General features: G+C 72.6%; 25 protein-coding genes. 4 read left to right on the top strand and 21 right to left on the bottom strand.

Annotated elements, in window-relative coordinates; all coding sequences use genetic code 11:
• Window positions 1–17 precede the first annotated feature (17 nt).
• The 18 genes from nuoF to paaA form a co-directional block, all read right to left on the bottom strand.
• Window positions 18–1,334, bottom strand: coding sequence for an NADH-quinone oxidoreductase subunit NuoF (nuoF, locus tag V6U88_RS11115; protein WP_334452160.1), 1,317 nt, complete (start codon window positions 1,332–1,334; stop codon window positions 18–20).
• Window positions 1,331–2,470 (bottom strand): NADH-quinone oxidoreductase subunit NuoE, encoded by a 1,140-nt coding sequence (gene nuoE, locus V6U88_RS11110; RefSeq protein ID WP_334452158.1) that lies wholly within the window; start codon window positions 2,468–2,470, stop codon window positions 1,331–1,333. Before nuoE ends, nuoF begins: the two co-directional genes overlap by 4 nt.
• Entirely contained in the window at window positions 2,467–3,792 is a 1,326-nt protein-coding gene (locus tag V6U88_RS11105; RefSeq protein WP_334452155.1) for an NADH-quinone oxidoreductase subunit D, read from the bottom strand. The genes nuoE and V6U88_RS11105 overlap by 4 nt, the downstream gene beginning before the upstream one ends.
• Window positions 3,789–4,526 carry an NADH-quinone oxidoreductase subunit C gene (locus tag V6U88_RS11100; protein WP_334452153.1) on the bottom strand — a complete coding sequence of 246 codons (738 nt, stop codon included), beginning with the start codon at window positions 4,524–4,526 and terminating at the stop codon, window positions 3,789–3,791. Before V6U88_RS11100 ends, V6U88_RS11105 begins: the two co-directional genes overlap by 4 nt.
• The gene (locus V6U88_RS11095; protein WP_334452151.1) at window positions 4,523–5,200 is read right to left on the bottom strand and encodes a NuoB/complex I 20 kDa subunit family protein; all 678 of its coding nucleotides are present in this window, start codon (window positions 5,198–5,200) and stop codon (window positions 4,523–4,525) included. The genes V6U88_RS11100 and V6U88_RS11095 overlap by 4 nt, the downstream gene beginning before the upstream one ends.
• A gap of 14 nt (window positions 5,201–5,214) precedes the next feature.
• On the bottom strand, window positions 5,215–5,580 hold the full coding sequence (locus V6U88_RS11090; protein ID WP_088977004.1) for an NADH-quinone oxidoreductase subunit A: 366 nt from the start codon (window positions 5,578–5,580) through the stop codon (window positions 5,215–5,217).
• Between the two features lie 133 nt (window positions 5,581–5,713).
• The gene (locus tag V6U88_RS11085; RefSeq protein ID WP_334452145.1) at window positions 5,714–6,991 is read right to left on the bottom strand and encodes a geranylgeranyl reductase family protein; all 1,278 of its coding nucleotides are present in this window, start codon (window positions 6,989–6,991) and stop codon (window positions 5,714–5,716) included.
• 134 nt (window positions 6,992–7,125) lie between these two features.
• Window positions 7,126–7,350, bottom strand: coding sequence for a hypothetical protein (locus V6U88_RS11080; protein WP_334452143.1), 225 nt, complete (start codon window positions 7,348–7,350; stop codon window positions 7,126–7,128).
• A gap of 86 nt (window positions 7,351–7,436) precedes the next feature.
• Complete coding sequence (locus V6U88_RS11075) at window positions 7,437–8,147, bottom strand: demethylmenaquinone methyltransferase (protein ID WP_334452142.1); 711 nt, start codon at window positions 8,145–8,147, stop codon at window positions 7,437–7,439.
• A 104-nt stretch (window positions 8,148–8,251) separates the two neighbouring features.
• A complete protein-coding gene (locus V6U88_RS11070; protein WP_334452140.1) occupies window positions 8,252–9,481 on the bottom strand; it encodes an LPXTG cell wall anchor domain-containing protein in 1,230 nt (409 codons plus the stop codon).
• A 561-nt stretch (window positions 9,482–10,042) separates the two neighbouring features.
• The gene (locus tag V6U88_RS11065) at window positions 10,043–11,236 is read right to left on the bottom strand and encodes a hypothetical protein (protein WP_334452138.1); all 1,194 of its coding nucleotides are present in this window, start codon (window positions 11,234–11,236) and stop codon (window positions 10,043–10,045) included.
• A gap of 158 nt (window positions 11,237–11,394) precedes the next feature.
• Window positions 11,395–12,585 carry a cyclic dehypoxanthinyl futalosine synthase gene (gene mqnC, locus V6U88_RS11060; RefSeq protein ID WP_334452136.1) on the bottom strand — a complete coding sequence of 397 codons (1,191 nt, stop codon included), beginning with the start codon at window positions 12,583–12,585 and terminating at the stop codon, window positions 11,395–11,397.
• 96 nt (window positions 12,586–12,681) lie between these two features.
• On the bottom strand, window positions 12,682–13,197 hold the full coding sequence (locus tag V6U88_RS11055) for a hypothetical protein (protein ID WP_334452134.1): 516 nt from the start codon (window positions 13,195–13,197) through the stop codon (window positions 12,682–12,684).
• A gap of 76 nt (window positions 13,198–13,273) precedes the next feature.
• Window positions 13,274–14,383 carry a 1,2-phenylacetyl-CoA epoxidase subunit PaaE gene (gene paaE / locus V6U88_RS11050; RefSeq protein ID WP_334452132.1) on the bottom strand — a complete coding sequence of 370 codons (1,110 nt, stop codon included), beginning with the start codon at window positions 14,381–14,383 and terminating at the stop codon, window positions 13,274–13,276.
• A complete protein-coding gene (paaD, locus tag V6U88_RS11045; protein WP_334452130.1) occupies window positions 14,380–14,856 on the bottom strand; it encodes a 1,2-phenylacetyl-CoA epoxidase subunit PaaD in 477 nt (158 codons plus the stop codon). Before paaD ends, paaE begins: the two co-directional genes overlap by 4 nt.
• Window positions 14,857–14,902: 46 nt before the next feature.
• On the bottom strand, window positions 14,903–15,628 hold the full coding sequence (paaC, locus tag V6U88_RS11040) for a 1,2-phenylacetyl-CoA epoxidase subunit PaaC (RefSeq protein ID WP_334452128.1): 726 nt from the start codon (window positions 15,626–15,628) through the stop codon (window positions 14,903–14,905).
• Window positions 15,625–15,912: a 1,2-phenylacetyl-CoA epoxidase subunit PaaB gene (gene paaB, locus V6U88_RS11035; RefSeq protein WP_334452126.1), complete on the bottom strand. Its 288-nt coding sequence runs from the start codon at window positions 15,910–15,912 to the stop codon at window positions 15,625–15,627. The genes paaC and paaB overlap by 4 nt, the downstream gene beginning before the upstream one ends.
• Window positions 15,909–16,976 carry a 1,2-phenylacetyl-CoA epoxidase subunit PaaA gene (gene paaA, locus V6U88_RS11030; protein ID WP_334452124.1) on the bottom strand — a complete coding sequence of 356 codons (1,068 nt, stop codon included), beginning with the start codon at window positions 16,974–16,976 and terminating at the stop codon, window positions 15,909–15,911. The genes paaB and paaA overlap by 4 nt, the downstream gene beginning before the upstream one ends.
• Before the next feature lie 365 nt (window positions 16,977–17,341).
• On the opposite strand from paaA, the gene V6U88_RS11025 reads away from it, so the two are divergent.
• Window positions 17,342–18,349 (top strand): hypothetical protein, encoded by a 1,008-nt coding sequence (locus tag V6U88_RS11025; protein ID WP_334452121.1) that lies wholly within the window; start codon window positions 17,342–17,344, stop codon window positions 18,347–18,349.
• Window positions 18,349–19,284 (top strand): hypothetical protein, encoded by a 936-nt coding sequence (locus tag V6U88_RS11020; RefSeq protein WP_334452119.1) that lies wholly within the window; start codon window positions 18,349–18,351, stop codon window positions 19,282–19,284. The genes V6U88_RS11025 and V6U88_RS11020 overlap by 1 nt, the downstream gene beginning before the upstream one ends.
• Window positions 19,285–19,301: 17 nt before the next feature.
• Here V6U88_RS11020 and V6U88_RS11015 read toward each other — a convergent pair whose 3' ends face one another.
• Genes V6U88_RS11015 through V6U88_RS11005 form a run of 3 tightly spaced genes read right to left on the bottom strand, consistent with a single transcriptional unit; the run spans window position 19,302 to window position 22,101 of the window.
• Window positions 19,302–20,153, bottom strand: a complete 852-nt coding sequence (locus V6U88_RS11015; protein ID WP_334452117.1) for a menaquinone biosynthetic enzyme MqnA/MqnD family protein — start codon at window positions 20,151–20,153, stop codon at window positions 19,302–19,304.
• Between the two features lie 33 nt (window positions 20,154–20,186).
• Window positions 20,187–21,476 carry an MFS transporter gene (locus tag V6U88_RS11010; RefSeq protein WP_334452116.1) on the bottom strand — a complete coding sequence of 430 codons (1,290 nt, stop codon included), beginning with the start codon at window positions 21,474–21,476 and terminating at the stop codon, window positions 20,187–20,189.
• 40 nt (window positions 21,477–21,516) lie between these two features.
• Window positions 21,517–22,101: an ArsR/SmtB family transcription factor gene (locus V6U88_RS11005; RefSeq protein WP_334452114.1), complete on the bottom strand. Its 585-nt coding sequence runs from the start codon at window positions 22,099–22,101 to the stop codon at window positions 21,517–21,519.
• 532 nt (window positions 22,102–22,633) lie between these two features.
• Here V6U88_RS11005 and V6U88_RS11000 point away from each other — a divergent pair.
• Window positions 22,634–24,754 (top strand): HelD family protein, encoded by a 2,121-nt coding sequence (locus V6U88_RS11000; RefSeq protein WP_334452113.1) that lies wholly within the window; start codon window positions 22,634–22,636, stop codon window positions 24,752–24,754.
• Window positions 24,755–24,851: 97 nt separating this feature from the next.
• Window positions 24,852–25,748: an ABC transporter ATP-binding protein gene (locus V6U88_RS10995; protein WP_334452112.1), complete on the top strand. Its 897-nt coding sequence runs from the start codon at window positions 24,852–24,854 to the stop codon at window positions 25,746–25,748.
• Window positions 25,749–25,750 lie beyond the last annotated feature (2 nt).

The following is a 25,750-nucleotide window of genomic DNA, read 5'->3' as shown; positions in this document are numbered from 1 at the left end:
CTCATTCCTCGCGCTCATCAGTGAGCCCCCACCAACTGCTTGTCGGAGAGCTTCGGCGCGGTACGTCCCTCGATGTAGTCGAGGTAGTCCTGCTTGAAGTACTTCAGCGACGAGGTCACCGGGCTGGTCGCACCGTCGCCGAGGCCGCAGAACGAGCGGCCCAGGATGTTGTCGCAGGTGTCGAGCAGGGTGTCCAGGTCCTCGTGGGTGCCCTGACCGGCCAGGATGCGCCGGTAGACCCGGACCATCCAGTAGTTGCCCTCCCGGCACGGGGTGCACTTGCCGCACGACTCGTGGTGGTAGAACTCCAGCCACCGGTAGGTCGCGTAGACCGGGCAGTCCTGGTCGGAGAAGATCTGGGTGGCCGTGGTGCCCAGGATCGAGCCGGCCGCCGCCACCCCCTCGAAGTCCAGCGGCACGTCCAGGTGCTCGGCGGTCAGCAGCGGGGTCGACGAGCCGCCCGGCGTCCAGAACCGCAGGTTGTGCCCGGGCTGCATGCCGCCGGCCAGCTCGATCAGCTCGCGCAGGGTGATCCCCATCGAGCATTCGAACTGCCCCGGGTTGGCGATCCGGCCGGAGAGCGAGTAGATCATCGGGCCGGAGGACTTCTCCGTGCCCATGGTCTTCCACCAGTCCGCGCCGCCCAGCACGATGTACGGCACGCTGGCGATGGTGCCGACGTTGTTGACCACGGTCGGGCTGGCGTACAGGCCGTGGGTCGCCGGGAACGGCGGGCGCAGCCGGGGCTGGCCCCGGAAGCCCTCCAGCGAGTCCAGCAGCGCGGTCTCCTCACCGCAGATGTACGCCCCGGCGCCGGAGTGGACCACCAGGTCGAGGTCGAAGCCGCTGCCCCGGATGTTCCGGCCGAGGTAGCCCTTGGCGTACGCCTCCTGCACGGCGTTGCGCAGCCGCCGGGCGGCGTGCACCGCCTCGCCGCGGATGTAGATGTAGGCGCGGTTGGCCCGGATCGCGTACGACGCGATGATCACGCCCTCGACCAGCGAGTGCGGGTCGTGCGTCATCAGCGGCAGGTCCTTGCAGGTGCCCGGCTCGCCCTCGTCGGCGTTGACCACCAGGTAGTGCGGCTTGCCGTCGCCCTGCGGGATGAAGCCCCACTTGAGACCGGTGGGGAAGCCGGCGCCGCCGCGACCGCGCAGGCCGGAGTCCTTGATCAGCTGGATCAGGTCGTCCGGGTGCGCCTTGAGCGCCTTGCGCAGCGCCGCGTAGCCGTCGAGCTTCTCGTAGGTGCCGATCCGCCAGGCGTCCGGCGACAGCCAGCGCTTGGTGAGCACCGGCGTCAGCTTGGCCAGCGTCTCCGGCCGAGGCGTGGTCACTTCTGGCCCCCCGTTTCGCTCGCGACGGCGGGGCCCGCGTTGGCTCCCGCCTCCGCTTCCTTGAGGTTGCGCTCCTGCGCACCGGTGGCGTCGCCGGCGGGCTTGCCGTCGCCGGCCGGCGGGTTGGCCGCCGCACCGGCGGCCGCCGCCTTCTGCGCGTCGCGCGGCGCCGGCGCGGTGGTGTCCGTCGGGACCTTGGTGCCCGGGGCGTCCGGCACGGCGGTCTGCGCGTCCGGCTGCCGGGTCTCGGCGGTACGCACCTGCGGCGACTTGTCGTCCGGCGCCTTCACGTCCGGGGCGGTGCTGCCGGTCGCCGCCGCGGCGGGAGCCGGCTCGCCGGTGCCGGCGTTGCCGGGCGTACCCGGCTTGGCGCCGTTGCCGGTCGCGGCCGGGGCGGGCGCCGGCTTGGCCGCCTGGGCGGCCTTGGCCTGCTCCGTGGCCTTGTCGGCCTCGGCCTTGCTCCGGATCGGGGTGTTCGGGTCGAAGCCCGGTACCGAGATGCCGTGCTGCTGGGCCAGGCGCAGGCCACGCAGGGTCGGCTCACCCGGGCCGCCGTCGGCGACCGCGCCCTCCCGCTCGTCGGCGAAGCCGGCGAGCTGCACCGCCATCTCCTTCAGAGTGCAGAGCCGGGCGCCCCGGGTCGGCATCGGCCGTCCGCCGGCGCGCAGCTCCTCGACCACCCCGAGCGCGCCCTGCGGGTCGACGCCGTCGAAGAAGTCGTAGTTGACGGTCATCACCGGGCCGTAGTCGCAGGCCGCGAGGCACTCGGCGTGCTCCAGGGTGATCTTCCCGTCGGCGGTGGTCTCGTCGTGTCCCACGCCCAGGTGCTCGGCCAGGGTGTCGTAGACCTCCTGGCCACCGAGCACGTTGCACATGGTGTTGGTGCAGACGCTGACCAGGTAGTCGCCGGTCGGCTTGCGCTTGTACATGGTGTAGAAGGTCGCCACCGCACCGACCTGGGCCTTGTTCAGGCCCAGCACCTCGGCGCAGAACTCGACGCCGGCCGGGGAGACGTAGCCCTCCTCGGACTGCACCAGGTGCAGCAGCGGCAGCAGCGCGGACCGGGACCGGTCCGCCGGGTACCGGGCGATGATCTCCCGCGCCCGCTCCCGGGTCTGCTCAGTGAAAACGCTCATCGGTCACATCCACCCATCACGGGGTCCAGCGAGGCGCCACCGGCGATCACGTCGGCGATCAGGCCGCCCTCGGCCATCGCCGGGAGGGCCTGGAGGTTGACGAAGCTCGGCTCCCGGTAGTGCACCCGGTAGGGGCGGGTGCCGCCGTCGGAGACCGCGTGCACGCCCAGCTCGCCGCGGGGCGACTCGACGGCGACGTACACCTGGCCCGGAGGAACCCGGAAGCCCTCGGTGACCAGCTTGAAGTGGTGGATCAGCGACTCCATCGACTGACCCATGATCTTGGCGACGTGCTCCAGCGAGTTGCCCATGCCGTCCACGCCGATGGCCAGCTGCGCCGGCCAGGCGATCTTGCGGTCGGCGACCATCACCGGGCCCGGCCGCAACCGGTCCAGCGCCTGCTCGACCAGCTTGAGCGACTCGCGGATCTCGGCGAGCCGGACCTGGTAGCGGCCCCACACGTCGCCGTCCGGGTGGGTCGGGACGTCGAACTCGTACGTCTCGTACCCGCAGTACGGCATGGTCTTGCGCAGGTCCCAGGCCAGGCCGGCGGAGCGGAGCACCGGGCCGGTCACGCCGAGCGCGACGCAGCCGGTCACGTCGAGGACCGCCACACCCTGGGTCCGCTCGGTCCAGATCGGCTGTCCGGAGAGGAGGTCCTCGTACTCCTTGAGCTTCTTCGGCATCATCTTCAGGAAGTCGCGGATCTTGCCGATCGCCTCGTCCGGCACGTCCTGCGCGACGCCGCCCGGCCGGACGTACGCGTGGTTCATCCGCAGGCCGGTGATGGTCTCGAAGATGTCGAGGATGTACTCCCGCTCGCGGAAGCCGTACAGCATGATCGAGATCGCGCCCAGCTCCATGCCGGTGGTCGCCAGCCAGACCAGGTGCGAGGAGATCCGGTTCAGCTCCATCATCAGGACCCGGATGGTGGTGGCCCGCTCGGTGATCTGCTCCTCGATGCCCAGCAGCTTCTCCACCGCCAGGCTGTACGCCGTCTCGTTGAACAGCGGGGAGAGGTAGTCCATCCGGGTCACGAAGGTCGAGCCCTGGACCCAGTTGCGGTATTCGAGGTTCTTCTCGATGCCGGTGTGCAGGTAGCCGACGACCGAGCGGGCCTCGCGGACCGTCTCGCCCTCCAGCTCCAGGATCAACCGGAGCACGCCGTGCGTGGACGGGTGCTGCGGACCCATGTTGACGATGATCCGCTCGTCGTTGATCGGGTCGGTGCCGGAGACGACCTGGTCCCAGTCCCCACCGGTGACGGTGAAGACCCTGCCCTCGGTGGTCTCGCGCTCGGTCGCGTAGTTGGACGTGGTCACTGGTAGGACCTCCTACGGTCCGGCGGGGGGATTTCCGCGCCCTTGTACTCGACGGGCACGCCGCCGAGCGGGTAGTCCTTGCGCTGCGGGTGCCCCTCCCAGTCGTCCGGCATGAGGATCCGGGTGAGGTTGGGGTGACCGTCGAAGACGATGCCGAACATGTCGTACGCCTCCCGCTCCTGCCAGTCGGCGGTCGGGTAGACAGCGGTGACGCTCGGCAGGTGAGGGTGCTCGGCGGAGACGGCGGCCTCCAGCCGGACCCGACGCCGGTAGGTCATCGAGGTGAGCTGGTAGACCACGTGCAGCCGCCGGTCGTCGGCGCCCAGGTAGTCCACCCCGGAGACCGAGGAGCAGAGCTCGAAGCGCAGCGCGAGGTCGTCCCGCATCACCTGGCAGACCTCGACGATCCGCTCCGGGCGCACGTGCAGGGTCAGCTCGCCGCGGTCGACGACGACCTTCTCGATCGCCTCGCCGAAGGCCGGGTACGCCTCCTCCAGCGCGTCGCGGACCTCGTCGAAGTACCCGCCGTACGGCCGGGGGGTCTCCTCGATCGGCCGGCGCTGGCGGACCAGGCCACCGAAGCCGGAGACGTCGCCGCTGCCCTGGATGCCGAACATGCCACGGCCGGCGGGGCTGGACGGCGGGTACTCCGCCGGGGCGCCACTGCTGGCCCCCGCCGGGGTCACCGGTACCGGCACCCCGCCGTCGTCGTTCCTGTCGTTCGGTGCGGTCACTTCGGGCCCCCGTGCGGCTGGAGGTGGTTCTGGGCGTTCATCCAGTTCTCGATCCGCAGCTGCTCCTCGCGCCCCTCGCGGACGGCCTTCGTCCACTCGGCACGCCGGGCCTTGTCGTTGCGGTACGAGGACGGCATCGAGCCGTACGGCACGACCGGGACGTCGCCGCGCTCCTGGCGGGCCTGGAGCATCTTGCGGCCGTTCGGGCCCAGCGGCTCGTACATGATCTTCTCGCGGAGCTTGAGGATCGCGTCGATGAGCATCTCGGGCCGGGGCGGGCAGCCGGGGAGGTACATGTCCACCGGCACCACGTGGTCGACGCCCTGGACGATCGCGTAGTTGTTGAACATGCCGCCGCTGCTGGCGCAGACGCCCATGGAGAGCACCCAGCGGGGCTCCGCCATCTGGTCGTAGATCTGGCGCAGCACCGGAGCCATCTTCTGGCTCACCCGGCCGGCCACGATCATCAGGTCGGCCTGGCGCGGCGAGGCCCGGAAGACCTCCATGCCCCAGCGGCCCATGTCGTAGTGCGGGCCACCGGCGGCCATCATCTCGATGGCGCAGCAGGCCAGGCCGAAGGTGGCGCCCCAGACGGACGACTTCCGCGACCAGTTGACCAGCTTCTCCACGGAGGTGAGCAGGACGCCGGCGGGGAGCTTCTCCTCGATGCCCATCTGACGTACCTCCCTCAGTCCCAGTCCAGGCCGCCGCGCCGCCACACGTAGGCGTACGCGACGAAGACCGCGACGATGAACAGGACCATCTCCACGAAGCCGAAGATCGGCAGGGCGTCGAACGAGACCGCCCACGGGTAGAGGAAGATGATCTCGATGTCGAAGACGATGAAGAGCATCGCCGTCAGGTAGAACTTGATCGGGAACCGACCGCCGCCGACCGGCTGCGGGCTCGGCTCGATGCCGCACTCGTACGCCTCGAGCTTGGCCTTGTTGAAGCGCCGGGGACCGGCGAAGCGGGCGGCGGCCACGGAGAACAGCGAGAACCCCGCGGCGAGGGCGAACAGCCCGATGATCGGTGCGTAAGGCGAGAGCGACATCTTTTCTCCTGCTCGTCCTTCCCCTGCCCCTGGTGCTTGACGAAAATCACACTATTCACGTCCCTCGCCGGCTTCTTCAGCGGGGGTCGATCTTTGTCCCCGTCCGGGCCGACACCGGCTCGGACCTGGTCTTTCAGACGGCCGGCGCCGCCTTGGTCATCGCGTTGATGACCCGGTCCATCGCGTCCCCGCCCCGCGGGTCGGTCAGGTTGGCCAGCAGCTTGAGCACGAACCGCATCAGCGTCGGGTGCGGCATGCCGTGCTTGGTGGCGATGCGCATGATCTCCGGCCGGCCGATCAGCTTCACGAAGATCCCGCCGAGCCGGTAGTAGCCGCCGAAGCGCGCCTTCAGCTCCGTCGGGTACGCCGCCAGCGCGCGCTCCCGCTCCGGGCCGGCCGGCCGGGCCAGCGCCTGCACCACGACCTCCGCGGCCAGCTCGCCGGACTCCATCGCGTACGCGATGCCCTCGCCGTTGAACGGGTTGACCATGCCGCCGGAGTCGCCGACCAGCAGCACGCCCCGGGTGTAGTGCGGGACCCGGTTGAAGCCCATCGGCAGCGCCGCGCCGAGGATCGGCCCCTCGGCGTTCGCCTCGTCGGTCATCCCCCAGTCCTCGGGGGTGTTGGCCAGCCAGTCGGTCAGCAGCCGGCGGTAGTTGGTCTTGCCGAAGGCCGAGGAGGAGTTGAGCACGCCCAGGCCGACGTTGACCCGGCCGTCGCCGAGGCCGAAGATCCAGCCGTAGCCGGGCAGCAGGTTGTCGCCGCTGTCCTTGCTGCGCAGCTCCAGCCACGACTCCAGGTAGTTGTCGTCGTGCTTGGCCGGCGAGCGGTAGTAGCGCCGGACGGCCACGCCGATCGGCCGGTCCTCGCGCTTGGCCAGCCCGAGGGCGAGCGGGAACCGACCGGAGACCCCGTCGGCGGCCACCACCAGCGGCGCGTGGAAGGTGGCCGGCTCCTTGTCCGGGCCGACCTCAGCCTGCACGCCGATCACCCGGTCGTCGGCGTCGAGCACCGGGCCGACCACGTTGACGCTGGTGCGCAGCTTGGCGCCGGCCGCGATCGCGCGTTGCGCGAGCAGGTCGTCGAAGTCCAGCCGGGTGCGGACCAGGCCGTAGTTGGGGAAGCTGGCCAGGTCGGGCCAGTCCAGTTCGAGGCGGACCCCGCCGCCGATCACGCGCAGGCCCTTGTTGTGCAGCCAGCCCGCCTCGGGCGAGGTGTCCACGCCCATCCGGATGAGCTGCCGCACGGCCCGCGGGGTCAGCCCGTCGCCGCAGACCTTCTCCCGAGGGAACTCGGTCTTCTCCAGCAGCAGCACGCGCACGCCGTGCCGCGCCAGGTGGTACGCGGTCGCCGATCCTCCGGGACCGGCGCCCACGACGATCACGTCGGCGTCGTTCTCCACCGCGGTCATCTGCGCCTCCTCCCGCATGCTCGTGAAATGCTTCACAAGCCGATCGGGTTGGAGTCTATGACCGGCGTTACACCCGTGCCGGATGAGGGGTACCTAACTTGCCGGAAATTCGCCGGTCGGCGTCCACTTCGGGGTCAGTGACGGGCCGGTGCGGCGGTGTCCAGGCCGGCATCGACGCGGATGGCCTCGGGCAGGTGTTCGCGCAGCGCCCCGCCGGCGGCGCGGTCCAGCGCGGCGAGCACCTCGGCGACCACCTGACGGACGTCCGCGGGATCCGCGCCGGCCAGCTCCTTGAGCTGCGCGATGAGTTCGGCGGCGTCGTCGTCGGTGGCTCCGCCCACCTGGTCTGGTCCCGTCATGGAGGCGAGCCTACGGGGCAAAGTGGAGCAAAATCGGATATTCACGAAAGAAGCCGGGACGGCCGGGTTGTGGGCCGCCGACCGACTCAGTCGCGGACCGCCCGGTGCAGCGCCACCACGCCGCCGGTCAGGTTGCGCCAGGCCACCCGCCCCCAGCCGGCCGCGCCGACCCGCGCGGCGAGCGCGGCCTGGTCCGGCCAGGCCCGGATCGACTCGGCGAGATAGACGTACGCGTCGGGGTTGCTGGACACCGCGCGCGCCACCGCCGGCAGCGACCGCATCAGGTACGACAGGTAGACCGTGCGGAAGGCCGGGTTGACCGGCGTGCTGAACTCGCAGACCACGAGGCGGCCACCCGGCTTCGTCACCCGGGCCAGCTCACGCAGGGCCGCGTCGGTGTCGTTGACGTTGCGCAGCGCGAAGGAGATCGTCACCGCGTCGAAGCTCGCGTCGGCGAAGGGCAGCTTCAGCGCGTCCCCGGCCAGTAGCGGCACTCCCGGCCGGGTCCGCTTGCCGGCGTGCAGCATGCCCAGCGACAGGTCGGCGCCCACCGCGTACGCCCCGGACTGGGCCAGCTCCTCGGTCGAGACGCCGGTGCCCGCGCCCACGTCCAGCACCCGCTCCCCCGGCCGCAGGTCGAGCGCGGCCCGGGTCGCCCGCCGCCAGGACCGGTCCTGCCCGAAGGAGAGCACGGTGTTGGTCAGGTCGTAGCGGGCGGCCACGTCGTCGAACATCGCGGCGACCTCGTGCGGCTGCTTGTCCAGGCTGGCGCGCTGGCCCTGCGGGGTACGGCTCACCCCTCCACTCTGCCAGCCGGGCTCCGCCCGGTGGTCGCAGGGTCGGCCCGTCCACTGGTACGCAGAAGGGCGGGGTGGTCGCCCACCCCGCCCTTCGCGTCGGATCAGTTCTCGGACTTCTCGTCGCTTGGGGCCACCAGCACCACCTTGCGCCGGCGGGAGAGCACCAGCAGCGCCCCGCCCGCGAGCAGCACGCCGGCACCGATCCCACCGATCACGCCGACCTGCACGCCGGTCACCGGCAGCCCGCCGTCACCGCCACCGCTGCCGCCCCCGGAGGTCGGGGTCGCGGTCGGGGTCGCGGTCGGCTGGCCGCTCGGCGTGGCGGTCGGGGTGGGCGTCGGCTGCGCCATCAGGTCGACGAAGGCCTCGAAGGTCGTGTGGTTGTCCAGCTCGTCGGCCTCGGTGAAGGCCTTGCGCTGCGCCTGGGTGGCGACCTCCGGCTCCTCCTCCGGCTGCCCCTCGACGCCGTCGAGGCCCATGGCGAACAGGTCGCCCTCGCGGAGCACCGGCTGGGTCACGTCCTCGCCGACGGTCACCCGCACGTCCGCCGTGTAGTACTGCCCGGGCTTGACGACCGCCCCGGCGTCCTCGCAGAAGAGCTGGGCCTTGCCCTGGAACACCTGCTCGAGGCAGCCCTCCGGCTTCTGCGCGAAGCGCACCCCGGCCGGCAGGGCCAGACCGTAGAAGATGCCCGTCGCCCTGCGGCTGCCGTCGTTGTAGACCGCCCAGTCCAGCGGCACCGTCGCGCCACGCGGAACCGGCTTCAGGTCGGGCTCGTCGCCGGCCGCGCCGTCGACGACGACGTTGGCCTGCACGTCCTGCACCCAGGCGGTCAGGTCGTAGCCGGGCCGGGTGACCCGGACGTCCACGTCAGCCTGGTTGTTGTCCTTGTCGGGGTCGCCGGTGGCAGAGCTGATGGACACCTGCAACGTGCCCGCCTTGCCCCTGCCCCCGGTGCTGAACAGCGGAATGCCGAAGTCCTCGCTGGTGCCGCCGCGCAGGTCGCCCAGCAGGCAGGTGAAGCTCGTACCCTTCATGTCGCAGCCGGCCGGCTTGACGAAGCCGACCTTCTTCGGGTCCAGACCCGCGGTGTCGACGGTGACGACGACCGCCTTGGCGTCGACCGCCGGAGCCAGGTTGTGGACGGCGAACTTGAACGGCTTCGCCTTCGCCTCCTTGACGCCTTTGGCCAACTGGGAGCTGACCGGGACGAGGGCGAGATCCGCCTGGTCGGCGGCGTGCGCCGGGGCGGCGACGGTGGCCAGGCCACCGGCGGCGAGCAGGACCACGGCGCCGGCGCGTGCCAGGGCGGAGCGGTGGAGCAGTGTCATCGATCCCCCGGGGATTAGGGACGGTGGAATGGGTTGCGGACCGAGCGGACGGTATCGGAGATCGACGCACGTACGCCAGCGCAGCCATGCGATTCGCGTCCATCGGTGTCCGGACGGACGAAACAGTGGGGGCGGGATGGTCGCCCATCCCGCCCCCACTGCCGTGCGTTATATGTGAACGGCCCTCATGGGCCGATGGAGGACGTACCCCCGGCCTGCCCGCTTCCCGCCGCCGGCGAATCCCGACGAACAGCAGGTGCGCCGGCCGCACGTTAGCCCTCGCCGGCGGGGCCCCGCCATCCCCGTGCGCCGATCGTTTCCGAGCTGTGCCCCAGCCGCCACCAGGCGATTGTCCGGATCACCGGGCTTGTGCCGGATGCTCACCCGCAAGCCGTCGTCCGAACGGTCGCCATGGATGTCCTTCCGACCGCCGCGAGCAGGACTTCCGATCGGCCGCGACGGGAAGCCCCCTGGCGCGGCGCGGGGTGGGACGGTCGCCCGTCCCACCCCGCGTCCACCACTACCGGCCGCGTCGCGGGCCGGTCAGTCCACTCCCGCCGGTCAGGCGGCCGGCTTCTCGTCTCCCGGGGTCACCAGGACCACCCGGCGACGACGCGCCAGCACGAACAGCGCGCCACCGGCGGCCAGCACCGCCACGCCGACGCCACCGATCAGGCCCGCCTGCGGGCCGGTCACCGGCAGACCACCGCCGCCACCCTCGCCGCCGGCCGGGGCGGCCACGATCACGGCGAAGTTGTCGCTGTTGTCGCTCGGGTCCACGTCCTTCGCCAGCCCGGCCGGCGCGGTCGTGGTGAGGAACGAGGGCAGCTCGCTGGGGGTGTTGGCCAGGCTCCGCTCGGTGGCCGGCAGGGCACCCCGGGAGCTGACCTCGACGGCGCCGCCGGTCAGGCTGACCGGAGCGTCGACGTCGGCCGCCACCTTCACCGGGAAGAAGCCGTACAGGTCGCCGCCTGGCTTGAGCCGGGTGAGACCACTCTCGCAGTCGGCGGTACGCCGGTCGGCGGTGTACTTGCACTCCTTCAGGTCCTTGCTGAAGGTGACGCCCTTGGGCAGGGACATCTTCAGGTCGACCCCGTCGGCGATCATGTCGCCCTGGTTGACGATGAGCGCGAAGACGGTCGTCTCGTCGCCCGGGTTCAGGGTCGGCTTCTTCACGTCCGGCTCGCCGTCTGCCCGCCAGACGACCTGGGCACGGACGTCCGGCGCCAGCACCAGCAGGTCGACGCCGTTCTCGGTGGTGAACTCCACCTGGGTGGTCCGGGAGTTGTTCCCGGTGTCGGTGTCGTTGGCCGAGAGGACGCGGAACGTGACGGGCGCCGCGTGTTCGCCCTTGATGGCGTCGGTGGCCTTGAACACGATCACCGGCAGCTCGAGGGTCGCGCCCGGCGTCGGGATCTCCTGCTCGGTCAGCGGGCACAGCCAGGTGCGCCGCCCCTCGACCGTGTCCTCCTCGCACTGCTCGAGCAGGGGTGCGACCTCCACCTTGGTCGGGTCCAGCTTGGACACGTCGACGGCGAGCACGACCTCGGTCGGCGTGTTCTCACCCTTGTTGGAGAGCTTGACGAAGGCCATCTTGCCGTGGGTGCCCGCCGCGACGCGGGTGCCCGCGACGTCCAGCGACAGGTCGGTGGCCGGGTTGGCGGCGTACGCCGGGGTGCCGAGGACGGTGAACGCGCCGGAGGCGAGCAGCGCGGCGGCGCCCAGCCGCGCCAGCGGCCGGTTACGGAAGATCATGGAAGGGTTCCCCCCGTGGGAAGACGACAGGTACGGCGCAGGTTAGCGGCGGATCATCCGCCGCGCTGCCCCGTACGCCGTCCAGTCGCCATCCCGACGGCCGCCCGTGCCCGCGCCCCTTCCGTACCCCGTGGGGTCAGCTCGGGTCGCCGCGAGCGTCAGCGGGCGTCGACCAGCGGCAGGGACTTCCCGGCGCCGCCGCCCGGCATGGCGATCGAGGAGAAGTGCGAGACCACCCGCTCGTCGGTCGGGTCGTCCGCCGGGGTGTGGTGCACCGCGAGGCGGTGGTAGAGGGTGTCCCGCTGCGCGGGGATCCGGCCCGCCGAGCGGATCATGCCGATCAGCTCGTGCAGGTTGGAGCGGTGCCGCGCGCCGGCCGAGGAGATGACGTTCTCCTCCAGCATGATCGAGCCCAGGTCGTCCACGCCCATGTGCAGCGCGAGCTGCCCGACGTCCTTGCCGGTGGTGAGCCAGGACGCCTGCAGGTGCGGCACGGTCTCGAAGAAGAGCCGGGAGACCGCGACCAGCCGCAGGTACTCCAGGGTGGTGGCCTGGGTGCGCCCCTTGAGGTGGTTGTTCTCCGGCTGGTACGTCCACGGGATGAACGCCCGGAAGCCCCGCGTGCGGTCCTGCACGTCGCGGATCATCCGCAGGTGCTCGATCCGCTCGGCGTTGGTCTCGCCGGTGCCCATCATCATCGTCGCGGTCGACTCGATGCCCTGCCGGTGGGCCAGCTCCATGACCTCGAGCCAGCGCGCGCCGGACTCCTTGAGCGGGGCGATGGCCTTGCGCGGCCGGTCGGGCAGCATCTCCGCGCCGGCGCCGGCGATCGAGTCCAGCCCGGCGGCCTTGATCCGGGCGATGGCCTCGTCCAGGCTCACGCCGGAGACCTTCGCCATGTGCAGGATCTCGCTCGGCCCGATCGAGTGGATGGCGAGCTGCGGGTACGCCTGCTTGACCGAGGAGAAGAGCTCCTCGTAGTACTCGACGCCGTAGTCCGGGTGGTGGCCACCCTGGAGCATCACCTGGGTGGCGCCCAGCTCGACCGCCTCGCCGCAGCGGCGCAGGATCTCCTCGGTCGGGTGGGTCCAGCCCTCCTTGTGCTTGGGGGCCCGGTAGAACGCGCAGAACTTGCACGCCGTCACGCAGACGTTGGTGTAGTTGATGTTGCGGTCGATCAGGTACGTGACGATGTTGTCGGGGTAGCGCCGCCGGCGCACCGCGTCCGCCGCCTCGCCCAGCGCGTGGAAGGGCGCCTCGGTGTAGAGCAGCAGGGCCTCCTCGGGCGTGATCCGCCCGCCGTCCGCGCCGCGCTGCAGGATGTCGTCGATCTCCCGGCTCACCGTCACGCCCCCGAGCCTACGTCGGGCTGCGGCGGCACCGCACCGGGCACCGCCCCCGGTGACCCGCGCCCCACGAGCGGCGAGCGGGTCGGCGCGCCCGGCTCAGCGGCGCTCCCACAGCGTGTAGCGGAAGGTGAGGACGCGCGTCACGGCGTCCGGCGGGCTCTCCACGGTGAGCATCGCGCAGCGACCGTCCGCGGTCCGTACGCAGAGATCCGCTCCGGCCGTCGGCCCGTGTACGCCGTCGATCGTGTCGTCCCAGGTGTCGGCCTCCAGGCACCGCCGCACCTCGTGGCCCGCCCCGGGCACGACGACGGCCAGCTCACCGGGCTCACGGACGCCCAGCCGGTCGGCCCGCTGGGAGAGCAGCAGATCGGCGCCGGGTGCCAGCTCGCCGCCCGCGACCCCGTCGCCGAGGTGGAAGCTCTGCCCGTCGGCCAGGGTGAGCCGCTCGCCGCCGCCCACCCGTACCCAGCCGGCGGGCGCAGTCGGCCCGGCACCCGTCGGGCGGCCCTCGGGCGGTGCGGCGCCCGTCGGCAGGTTGATCACCACCAGCACCGCCAGCGCGGCAACCACCAGGGCCACCGCGACGACGATCGATCCGGACGGGCGGGCCATGGCCCATCATGGCACGCCGAGCGGGTGCCACCCAGCTATCACCGTCGATGCGTCAGCGGGCGGCGGCGCGGGGTCGTCAGGCGTCGTAGTCGACCGTGAGCTTGTCGGTGGTCGGGCTGGACTGGCAGGTCAGGACGTACCCGGCGGCCACCTCGTCGGGTTCCAGGGCGTAGTTGCGGGCCATCGTCACCGCCCCGTCCACGACCTTGGCCTTGCAGGTCGAGCAGACGCCGCCCTTGCAGGCGTACGGCAGCTCGCCGCGGACCTTGAGCGCCGCGTCCAGCACCCGCTCGTCGCGTCCCATCGTGAAGCGCGACGAGCGGCCGTCGAGCAGGATCGTCACCTCCGCCCCGGCACCCGGCTCGTCGCCGGGGCGGCGCACCGGCTCCGGCGGGGCGTCGACGTGGAACAACTCGGTGTGCACGGCCGACTCCGGCAGGCCACGGCCGGTCAGCAGCTCGCGGGCGGCGACCACCATGCCGTACGGGCCGCAGAGGAACCACTCCTCGATGGCGTCGCCCGGCACGATCGTCTCCAGCAGCCGGCCCAGCCGCTCGGCGTCGATCCGCCCGGACAGCAGCGGCGACTCGCCCTGCTCGCGGGAGAGCACGTGCACCAGGTGCAGCCGGGTCGGGTAACGGTCCTTCAGGTCGGCCAGTTCCTCGGCGAACATCACCGTGTTGGCCGTGCGGTTGCCGTACACCAGGGTGAAGGTGCTGGCGGGCTCGACGGCCAGGGCGGTCGCGACCAGCGAGAGCACCGGGGTGATGCCGGAACCGGCAACCACCGCGCCGTAGTGCCGGACCCGGTCCGGCGCGAACGCCGTGGTGAAGTGCCCCAGCGGGGGCAGCACTTCGACGGTGTCGCCGCTGCGCAGCGCCCCGCAGGCGAACGCGGAGAACGCCCCACCGGGGATCTCCCGCACGCCGACCCGCAACCGGCCGTGCCGGGCCAGGTCGTCGGGGGTGGAGCAGATCGAGTACGACCGCCGCACGTCCGCGCCGTCCGCACCCACCCGGCGCACGGTGAGGTGCTGGCCGGCGGAGAACGCGAAGGCCTCCCGCAGCTCCTCGGGCACGGCGAAGGTGATCGCCACGGAGTCCTCGGTGAGCCGGTCGACGGCGGCGACGTGCAGCGGGTGGAAGGCCGGCCGGCGGCGGACCGGTCGGGTGATGGTGACAGTCACAGCGCCTTCAGGTGGTCGAAGGGTTCGGAGCAGGAGCGGCAGCGCCACAGGGCCTTGCACGCGGTGGAGCCGAACCGGCTGACCTGCTCGGTCTCCGGGGAGCCGCAGCGCGGGCAGCGCACGGACAGCGACAGGGGAACCAGGTTACCCGCGCGTACCGGGGCCGGCGGGGCGATGCCGGCGGCGGCCAGCTTCGCCCGGCCGCGCTCGGAGATCCAGTCCGTGCTCCAGGCCGGGCTGTAGACCGTGCGCACCTCGGCGTCGGGGTGGCCGGCGGCGGCCAGCGCCCGGCGGATGTCGGCGCGGATCACGTCCATCGCCGGGCAGCCGGTGTAGGTGGGGGTGATGGTGACCACGACCCGGCCGGTGGCCGGTTCCTCGTCGACCGCCCGCAGGATGCCGAGCTCGTCGATGGTGATCACCCGGATCTCCGGGTCCACCACCGCCGCCACGGCCGCCCTGGGGTCGGTCACCGGTGCCACCGTCCGTCCGCGGCCGCGAAGCTCCGCCGCGCCGCGCTCACCACTTCGCCCCCGGATGCGCGCGGTGCAGCACCTGCATCTCGGCGAGCAGGTACGACAGGTGCTCGGTGTGCACGCCGTCGCGCCCGCCGGCCGGCGCCCAGCCGGTCTGCGGCCGGGTCAGCGTCGCCTCGTCGAGCACGGCGGACACGACGGCGTCGAAGTCGGCCCGCAGGGTGGCCGGGTCGACCGGCGCCGCCGGGTTCGCCGTGAAGAACTCGTGGTGGTACGGCCAGACCTGATCCAGCGCGGCCTGGGCCCGCCGGTGCGACTCCTCGGTGCCGTCGCCGAGCCGCTTCACCCACAGCGAGCTGTGGTCCAGGTGGTACGCCGACTCCTTGCGCGCCTTCGCCCCAATCGCGGCGAGCCGCTCGTCGGCGCAGCCGGCCAGCGCGGTGTAGAGCGGCAGCTGGTACGCCGAGAGCAGCAGCAGCTTCACCATGGTCACCGCGAAGTCGCCGTTGGGCAGCTCCACCAGCAGACAGTTGCGGAACTCGCGGTCGTCGCGCAGGTACGCCAGCGCGTCCTCGTCCCGGCCGGCGCCCTCCAGCTCGCCCGCGTACGACAGCAGCAGGCGGGCCGCGCCGAGCTGGTCGAGGGCGATGTTGGCCAGCGCGATGTCCTCTTCCATCTCCGGCGCGCGGGTGGCCCACTCGCCGAGCCGCTGCGCGGCGACCAGGGCGTCGTCGGCGAGCGCGAGGGTGAAGTCGAAGGGGCCGTTCACAGGTGCGCCACCCCGTCCGGCACCTCGTAGAAGGTGGGGTGGCGGTAGACCTTGTCGGCGGCCGGGTCGAAGAAGGCGTCCTTCTCGTCCGGGCTGGACGCGGTGATGGCGCTCGCCGGCACCACCCAGATCGACACCCCCTCCTGGCGGCGGGTGTAGAGGTCGCGGGCGTTGTGCAGGGCCAGCTCGGCGTCCGGGGCGTGCAGGCTGCCGACGTGGGTGTGCGACAGCCCGCGCCGGGCCCGGACGAAGACCTCCCACAGCGGCGAGGATTCCCTGCTCATGCGGCCACCTTCTCCCTCTGCTGCGCCCGCTTGGCGGCGTACGCCGCGGCGGCCTCGCGTACCCAGGCGCCCTCGTCGTGGGCGCGGCGGCGGTGTTCCATCCGCTGCCGGTTGCACGGGCCCTCGCCCTTGATCACCCGCATCAGCTCGTCGTAGTCCGGCTGGGTGTAGTCGTACGACTGCCGTTCGTCGTTCCAGCGCAGGTCGGGGTCGGGCAGGGTGAGGCCGAGGATCTCGGCCTGCTGCACGCACATGTCCACGAAGCGCTGGCGCAGCTCGTCGTTGGAGAAGCGCTTGATCTTCCAGGCCATCGACTGCGCGGAGTGGGTCGAGTCCCCGTCCGGCGGGCCGAACATCGCCAGCGACGGGTACCACCAGCGGTCGACGGCGTCCTGGGCCATCGCCTTCTGCGCCGGGGTGCCGTGCGCCAGCGTGTGCAGGATCTCGTAGCCCTGCCGCTGGTGGAACGACTCCTCCTTGCAGACCCGGATCATCGCCCGCGCGTACGGCCCGTACGAGCAGCGGCAGAGCGGCACCTGGTTGACGATCGCGGCGCCGTCCACCAGCCAGCCGATGGCGCCCACGTCGGCCCAGGTCAGGGTGGGGTAGTTGAAGATCGAGCTGTACTTCTGCCGCCCGTTGAGCAGCATCTCGACCAGCTCGTCCCGGCTGATGCCGAGGGTCTCCGCCGCCGCGTAGAGGTAGAGCCCGTGGCCGGCCTCGTCCTGCACCTTGGCCAGCAGGATCGCCTTGCGCTTGAGCGACGGGGCCCGGCTGATCCAGTTCCCCTCGGGCTGCATGCCGATGATCTCGGAGTGCGCGTGCTGGGCGATCTGCCGGATCAGCGTCCTGCGGTACGCCTCGGGCATCCAGTCGCGCGGCTCGATCTTCTGGTCCGCGTCGATGACCTCGGCGAAGTAGGCCGCCAGGTCCGCACCGGGCTCCGGCGCGCCACGCCGGCCGCGCGCCGCGGCCTCCCGCAGCGCGGCCTCGGCCGCCTCGACCTGACCGAGCAGGTCACCGCCGGGGGCGTCCCCCTCGGCGGCGAAGTCGTTGCCATACATGGCCCAAGTGTTACAGCTCGACCCCTGCGACACCAGAGGGTGTAACAGGATTCCGAGAGGGCTTTGCGTCACCGGACAGCCGCTCTCCGTCGACACCTGCGCCCGGGCACGGCTATGACATGCGTCACTTGCAGAAGATGAATCCCCCTAAGAGCGGCATACCGGCTCTTTATCACGGCTTAACGGCAAGTTGCCGAGCGTCGGGTTCTGGCGAGTCGCCGGTCCGGACGTAGACTTCCCCCGGTCACACCGATCGGCTGCTGACGATCGCACCACGACGACGGCCACTCCCCCGGCCTCGGCGGTCGAGTCGACCACGCGGAAACACCGGCCCCCCGGCCCTGACATCTGGAGTTCACCCACTCATGCGATCTCGCGTGACCATGGTGCTCGCCGTCCTGGCGGTCCTGCTCGGCGCCGGCCTGCTGGTGCCGACCGCGTACGCGAAGCTGGCCGCTGACGGTGGCGGCCTCGGTGGCGGCGCGGAACAGGTCCCCGTCCCGACCCCCACCGCGCCCCCGCCGCCGACGCTCTCCGCCGGCCCGGTGTCGGTGAACTTCAAGGGCGAGTTCTTCGGCTGGGCCCTGATGGACCGGCGGACGGGCAAGATCGCCGGCTCGAAGAACATGGCGTCGACCAGCTCGACCGAGTCGATGATCAAGGCGTGGATCGTCGCCGACTACCTGCGCCAGCTCGGCGACAAGCAGCCGACGGCGGCGCTCAAGAAGGCCGCCAGCCTGGCCATCCGGGACAGCAACGACACCGCGGCCAACCAGGTCTACGCCGCGGCGGGTGGCTCCTACAAGGTGCCCGCCGGCGGTCAGCCGGGCCCGGTGATCAAGCGGGCGATCAGCATCTGCGGCCTCACCGACACCAAGCGCGGCAACGTGGCCGGCTACGAGGGCTACTGGAGCTTCACCCGGATGTCCCCCCAGGACGCCGCCCGGCTCGGCGACTGCATCGCCGACGGCAAGGCGGCCGGCCGCAGGTGGACCAAGTGGGTGCTGGACGAGATGAGCAAGGTCCGCGGCAGCGTCAAGTCCCAGCAGGCCAGGTCCGGCGGCGGCAAGTGGGGCATCGTCGACGGCCTGCCCGCCGCGATCAAGGCGCAGGGCCCGGTCGCCATCAAGAACGGCTGGACCCCCCTCAACTACGACGGCAACTGGCACGTGAGCTGCCTCGCCGTCACGGACAAGTGGAGCCTCGCGGTGATGCTGCGCTACCCGCAGAGCAGCAAGCTGGACTACGGCGCCAAGGTCTGCGGCAGCGTCGCCACCCAGTTGGTGTCGCCGCAGCCCGGCGCGGCGCTGAAGGTGCCCCAGCAGCTGAACCAGGGGCCAGGGCTGCCGCCCCAGCCGGCCGGTGAGCTCTGATGGCTGGCAGCCGCCGCGGTGACCGGCGGGACGCCGCGCCGCTGAAGCTGGCCGCCTTCGCCGCCATCCTGATCGGCCTGGTGCTGGTGTCGCTGCGGCTGCTGCCCGGCTCACCGCTGGCGTCAACCGCCGCCTCGCACTGGGGCGAGCCCCCCACGACGGATCGCTCCACCGCCGAGCCCACCGACCGCAGCAACCGTCCGAAGCCGAAGCCGACCCCAGCGCCGGAGCCGCTGCCCTTCTCCGACGAGCAGATCGACCTCGACCTCAAGGGCTGGTACGCCTGGAGCGTCCTGGACACCCGGACCGGAAAGATCATCGGCTCGGAGAACATGGCCGAGACCAGCACCACCGCGTCGCTGATCAAGTCCTGGATCGTCGCCGACTACCTGCGCAAGGCCGCCGAGGACGGGCAGACCCCGAGCGACGCCAAGCTCGCCGACGCCACCCGCATCATCCGGGACAGCGACAACATCCGGGCCGAGAAGTTCTACACCAGCATCGGCCGGTCCGCGTCCATCAAGCGGCTGATCTCCATCTGCGAGACCACCGACAGCAGCCCGGCCGCCGACGGCGGCTGGAGCCGGACCAACCTCTCCCCCCGGGACACCGCCCGCCTGGGCGCGTGCATCGCCGACGGCCGCGCCGCCGGTCCGAAGTGGACCAAGTGGCTGCTGGGCGAGATGCGGCTGGTGCGCGGCACGGGCGACTTCGGCATCCGCAAGGCGTTCCCGGCCGCCGAGCGGAAGACCATCGCCATCAAGAACGGCTGGGTCGACCGGACCCGCGAGCAGGAGATGCACGTCAACTGCCTCGCCATCGGCGACACCTGGACGATGGGCGTAATGGTCCGCTACCCGATCGGCATGGGCTACGAGTACGGCATGAAGAACTGCCAGAAGATCACCGAGGCGGTGCTCCGCCCGGCCACCTGACCGCGCCCCGGGCGCGGTCAGCCGGCGAAGAACTCGGGGCCGCCGTCCGGCAGCGCCGGGGCCTCGCCGATCGCCGCGGCCCGCCGGGCGAACTCCCGCAGCCCGGCCACCTGCCGGTCGCCGAGCGAGAAGTCGAGGGCACGGAAGTACGTGGCCAGCGTCGCCGCGTCGAACGGCTCCCAGCGGGCGGCCGCCTCGGCCACCTGGTCCAGCTCGGCCAGGCACAGGTCACGGGAGCGCAGGAACGCCTCGTGCACCTCCTTGACCAGGCCCGGATGGGCGGCGGCGAAGTCACGGCGTACCGCCCAGACGGCGAAGACCATCGGCAGCCCCGTCCACTCCCGCCAGGCCTGCCCGAGGTCGGTGACCTCCAGCCCCCGACGCGGCGCCTCGTAGAGCGCGCGCAGCGCCACGTCGCCGATGAGCACGCCCGCGTCGGCCTCCAGCAGCATCTGGGTCAGGTCCGGCGGGCAGCGGAAGTAGTCCGGGCGGACGCCGTACCGATCGGCGAGCAGGAGCTGGGCGAGCAGCACCCCGGTACGCGAGGTGGAGCCGAGCGCGACCCGGCCGCCGTCCAGCTCGGCCAGCGGCTTCGTGGAGACCACGTTGACCGAGAGCACGGGCCCGTCACTGCCGACCGCCAGGTCGGGCAGGAGCAGCAGCTCGTCGGCGTGGCGCAGGTACTCCACGTGCGAGATGGGCCCGATGTCCAGGTCACCGGCGACCAGCGCGGCGCTCAGCCGGTCCGGGGAGTCCTTGTGCAGGTCGACGTCGAGCAGCGCGCCGGAGCGCATCAGCCCCCAGTAGATGGGCAGACAGTTGAGGAACTGGATGTGTCCGACCCGGGGGCGCGCCACGCGTTCAACCATGACCCGACGGTATCCCCGTGCTCCCCGGCCGGCTCAGCGGCCCGGCCCCGGAGTGGCCAACTCCGCAGCCGGGATCCGGTCGCCGGCCGCCGCTGCCGGCTCGACCGGGCCGGCGGCGTCGTGCCGGACGGCGCGGACGACGACGGGCACGAACGCGAGGACGACCAGCAGGCCCGCGCCCCCGGCCAGCGCGATCAACGGTCGCGGCGGCAGCACCGCCAGCAGCGCCCCGCCGACCAGGTACCCGGCCATCGAGCCGCCCTGGACGGCCGCGCCGTAGGCGGCGTACGCCCGGGCGCGCAGCGCCTCGGGGGCCCGCCGGGCGGTCAGCACGTTGGCGAAGACGTTCTCGCCGCCGTTCGCCGCGCCCGCCACCAGCCAGAGCGGGACCAGCAGCCCGGCCGACGGCACGGCCGACGCGAGGACCACCATCAGGCAGCAGCCGCCGAGGGTGGCCAGCACGCCGTACACCAGGGCGCCGTCGTCGGTGAGCCGGCGGGCCAGCCGGGCGGCGAGCCAGCTCCCCGGCAGCATGCCGGCCATCCAGGCCGCGCCGACCAGGCCGTATACGGTGGCCGACCCGTCCAGCGTGTCGCGGATGAAGAACACCTCGATCACGTTGATGCCGCCGATCGCGGCGATCACCGCCGCCGTGGTGACCACCATGGCCAGCAGCAGCGGGTCGCGCCGCAGCCGCCAGGCCGGCGCGGCCGGCGGCGCGGTCGCGGCCGTGGCGGTCGCGGTCCGCCGGCCACCCCGGCGGGTCCGCAGCAGCAGGCCGGCGGCGACCAGCGCGAGGTAGCTCGCGGCGTCCAGCAGCAGCGGTACGCGGGTGCCGAACTGCCCGACCAGCAGCCCGGCGAGCACCGGCCCGCCGAGCGCGCCGAGGGAGACCGCGGTCTGGCTGATCGCGCTGGCCCGGGGCAGGTCACCGGGGCGCACCATCGCCGGCAGCAGCGCGGCCAGGCAGGGCTGGGTGACCGCGAGCCCGCAGGCGAGCAGCCCGACCAGCCCGATCACCAGGACCGGATGCTCGGCGAAGGCGAGCAGGGCGCAGAGCGCGGCCTGCACCAGCCCGACGGTGACGAGCAGCCGGCGGCTGTCCACCCGATCGGCGAGCCGCCCGGCGAGCGGGGCGAGCACCACCAGGGGCAGGGTGGCCGCCAGCAGCAGCCCGGAGACGGCCAGACCGCTGGCGCCGGCGGCCTGGAGGGCGAGCGCGAGCGCGGTGGCAGCGAGGAAGTCACCGCAGATGGTGGTGCCGCGCGCCCCGGCGGCCAACCAGACGTCGGACCACCGTGAACCGTCAGATGTGAAGGACATACTTCGAAAATAATCCTTCACACCTGATCGACTCAACCCCCTACGCCAACGGCACCACCTTGTACTGCACCGCCACCGACCGCGCCCCGGCAGGCGGATCGGCCTGCCGGTTCCGTTGCCGGTACGGCCGGAGCAGGGCCAGCACCGCCTCGTTCAGCTCGGCCAGCTCAGCGGCGGTGAGCAGCAGCATGCTGTCGCTGAACAACGCCACGTCGTACCACTCGGGAGGCTCGCCCCCGGCGCGCCGCAACCAGTCCCGGGTCCGCTCCATGTCCCGGGCGGCGTGCGCCTCCACCAGCGCCTGCTCGGCGGCGCGGGCCTCGGGGCCCGCGTCCTGGCCCGGGTCGACGAACCAGTTCTGGCTGAACGTGCGCCAGAGCCGCTCCCGCGCGTCGCCCCGGCTGGGCGCCTGCTCGACCAGGCCGGACTTCGCCAGCGCCCGCAGGTGGTAGCTGGTCGCGCTCGGTGACATGCCGACGAGCTCGGCGCACTCGGTGGCGGTCGCGCCGCCCTCCCGGGTACTCAGGTACTCCATGATCGCGATTCGGGCCGGATGGGCCAGCGCCCGCATCACCTGCGGGTCGCTGATCGTCATCCGGCGCTGCTCGGGCCGCGCCTCCGTCATCCCCCCATGATCCCGCCCCGACGGCCGGCGCGACCAGCGCCGTTCGTCCGCCCGACACTGCCGCCCGCACCTCTGCCGCCTGCCCGCACCCACCGGCTGGGTCCTCGCAGCACGCTGTGGACCTGATGATGCAAACGATTCACCGGACCGGGTGCCGTCACGACTGTCGCCCGCGATGTGCGATGCCAAGGCCGTGCCCCAGGACCGAATCGTTTGCGACATCAACTCCACAGCGACGTGTAGAGCACCGCAACCTCCCGAGGGCCCGGCTGCCGCCCGAGGGCCCGGCTGCCGCCCGGCTCCGGACGCCGGCCGGCAGCTCGGGCGCAGGCGCCGGACCGGCGGGCGTGGCAGGTGCGACCCGGGGGGTCGGGGGAAATGCGTGGCCGCCACCGACGGTGAGGCGTAACGTGGAGCGCCGCGCGCGGACCGCGCGCCTCTCTTCACCGGGCACAGCCGGTACCGCGTCTGACGGAGCGCCGGGCGGCCCAGGTCAACCGATCACACGAACGCCACCGGAAGGTCGCCTCGGATGACCCGTGCCGCCACGCCCACCGCCGACCCCGACCGACTGCCAGAAGCCGCCGACCCCGACCCGGCCGACGCCCTCGACGCGCAGCTCACCGCCGAGCGGGCCCACCTGGACACCTCCCGCGCCGCGCTGCGCCGGATGCGCGAGCGCGCCGAGGCGCTCTTCGCCACCGGCGACAGGGTCGCCGGGGACGCATACACCGCCGAGCAGCTCGGCCGGCACATGGCCCGGCGGGTCAAGGAGCTGGCCGACGACCCGACCACCCCGCTCTTCTTCGGCCGGCTCGACTTCGGCCACACGGATCCTGACCATGCCGGGCGCGAGTACCACGTCGGCCGGCGGCACGTCACCGACGAGCGGGGCGAACCGCTGGTGCTGGACTGGCGGGCCCCGGTCTCCCGGTCGTTCTACCGGGCCAGCGCCCGCGACCCGCAGGGCGTCGCCGTCCGGCGGCGCTTCGGGTTCAGCGGCGGGGCGCTGACCAGCTTCGAGGACGAACACCTGGACCGGGGTGAGGAGCTGGGCACGGCCAGCCGGATCCTCACCGCCGAGATCGAGCGCCCCCGCGTCGGCCCGATGCGCGACATCGTCGCCACCATCCAGCCCGAGCAGGACGAGCTGGTCCGGGCCGACCTGGCCGACTCGATCTGCGTCCAGGGCGCGCCGGGCACCGGCAAGACCGCCGTCGGGCTGCACCGGGCCGCGTACCTGCTCTACCTGCACCGGGAACGACTGCGCCGCTCCGGCGTGCTGATCGTCGGACCGAACCGGGCGTTCCTGTCGTACATCGCGGCGGTGCTGCCGGCGCTCGGCGAGGTCGAGGTCGAACAGGCCACGGTCGAGGACCTGGTCACCCGGGTGCCGGTGCGCGCGGTCGACGACCCCGCCGTCGCCACCCTCAAGCACGACGTCCGGATGGCCGAGGTGCTGCGCCGGGCCGTCGACGCGCACATCGGCGCGCCCACCGAGCCGATCATGGTGTCGGACGGCTCGTTCCGCTGGCGGATCGGCCTCGACCCGCTGCACCGGGTGGTCGAGGAGACCCGCCGGGAGGGGCTGCCGTACGCCACCGGCCGGGAGCGCGTCCGGGCCCGGGTGGTGGGGCTGCTGCAACGCCAGGCCGAGGCGCGCCGGGCCGAGTCGCCGAGCGACGCCTGGCTGCGCCGGACGGGCAAGGCCCGGCCGGTCGCCGCCTTCCTGGACGCGGTCTGGCCGGCGCTCACCCCGGAGGGCCTGGTGCACACGCTGCTCGGCGACCCGCAGGTGCTCGCCGCCGCCGCCGACGGGCTGCTCACCGCCGAGGAACAGGCGCTGCTGATCGGCGCCGGCGCCACCGCGCGGACCGGGACGAAACTGGCGCGCACCCCGAAGGCGACGCGGTGGACCGCCGCCGACGCGGTGCTGATCGACGAGGCGGCCGGGCTGATCGAGCGGCCCGGCGGCTTCGGACACGTGGTGGTGGACGAGGCGCAGGACCTCTCCCCCATGCAGTGCCGGGCCATCGCCCGGCGCAGCGAACACGGCTCGATCACCCTCCTCGGCGACCTGGCCCAGGGCACCGCCCCGTGGGCCGCCACCGACTGGCGGGAGTCCCTGACCCACCTGGGCAAGCCGGACGCGGCGGTGGTGCCGCTGAGCGTCGGCTTCCGGGTGCCCGCGGTGGTGGTGGCGTTCGCCAACCGGCTGCTGCCCGCGCTCGCCGTCGACGTACCCCCGGCGCGGTCGCTGCGGCGCGACGGCACGCTGGACGTGCGTACCGTGGCCGACCTGGACGCGGCGACGGTGGCCGAGGTGCGGGCGGCGCTCCCGCACGACGGTTCCGTCGGCGTGATCGCCGCCGACGACGCGGTGGAGCGGCTGCGCGCGGCGCTGGCCGCCGCCGGGGTCCAGACCGCGACCGCCGACGACGTCGACACCGCGGCGCGGGTCACCGTGGTCCCCGCGACGCTGGTCAAGGGCCTGGAGTACGACCACGTGGTGGTCGTCGAGCCGGCCGCGATCGTGGCCGCCGAGCCGCGCGGCCTGCACCGCCTCTACGTGGTGCTGACCCGCGCGGTCTCCCGGCTCGCCGTACTGCACACCGCGCCGCTGCCCGCCCCGCTGACCAACCCGGCCGGCTGAGCGGGCCGACGCGGGCGCGCGGGGCGGCGGGCTGGCACCCGAGGGGTACAACGGGAGTCGGTACGTCCGTCCGGGTCCGCAACCGCGAGGAGCCCCGATGATCCTGGCCCGCGCCGAACAGGCCACCCGCCGGTACGGCGACGTGCTCGCCCTCGACCGGCTCGACCTGGAGGTACGCGCCGGCGAACTGGTCGGCCTGCTCGGGCCGAACGGCGCCGGCAAGAGCACCCTGATCAACCTGCTGGTCGGGCTGCGCCGCCCCACCGCGGGCCGGGTGGAACTCTTCGGCGGCGACCCCCGCGACCCGGCGTCCCGCCGGCACCTCGGCGTCACTCCGCAGGAGACGGGCCTGCCCGGCACGCTGCGCGTCGGCGAGGTGGTCGACTTCGTCGCCGCGCACTTCCCCGACCCGGTGCCCAAGGCCGAACTGCTGGACCGCTTCGGCCTCACCGCGCAGGTGAAACGACAGACCGGCGGCCTCTCCGGCGGCCAGCGCCGGCGGCTCGCCGTCGCGCTGGCCTTCCTCGGCCGGCCCCGGCTGGTGGTGCTCGACGAGCCGACCACCGGGCTGGACGTCGAGGCGCGGCACACCCTCTGGGAGGCGATCCGGGCCTTCCACGCCGACGGCGGGACGGTGCTGCTGAGCAGCCACTACCTGGAGGAGGTGGAGGCGCTGGCACACCGGGTGGTGGTGATGGGCCGGGGCCGAGTGCTCGCCGACGACACGGTGGCGGCGATCCGCGGCATCGTCGGCGTACGACGGGTCAGCCTGGTCGCCGAGGCGTTGCCCGCGCTGCCCGGCGTGGTCGGCACCACCCACACCGACGGGCGTACCCACCTGCTCACCACGGACGCCGACCAGCTGGTGCGCGACCTGGTCACCGCCGGGGTGGCCTTCCGCGACCTGGAGGTGCGCCCCACCTCGCTGGAGGAGGCGTTCCTGGCCATCACCGCCGACGACGGGTCGGCCCCCGCCCAACCCACCACGGTCTGAGA

It is taken from the genome of Micromonospora sp. CPCC 205739, from assembly GCF_036906795.1.
Classification (GTDB): domain Bacteria; phylum Actinomycetota; class Actinomycetes; order Mycobacteriales; family Micromonosporaceae; genus Micromonospora.
Note: the sequence above shows the minus strand (reverse complement) of the source record. Positions and strands in the feature narration are given on the sequence as shown.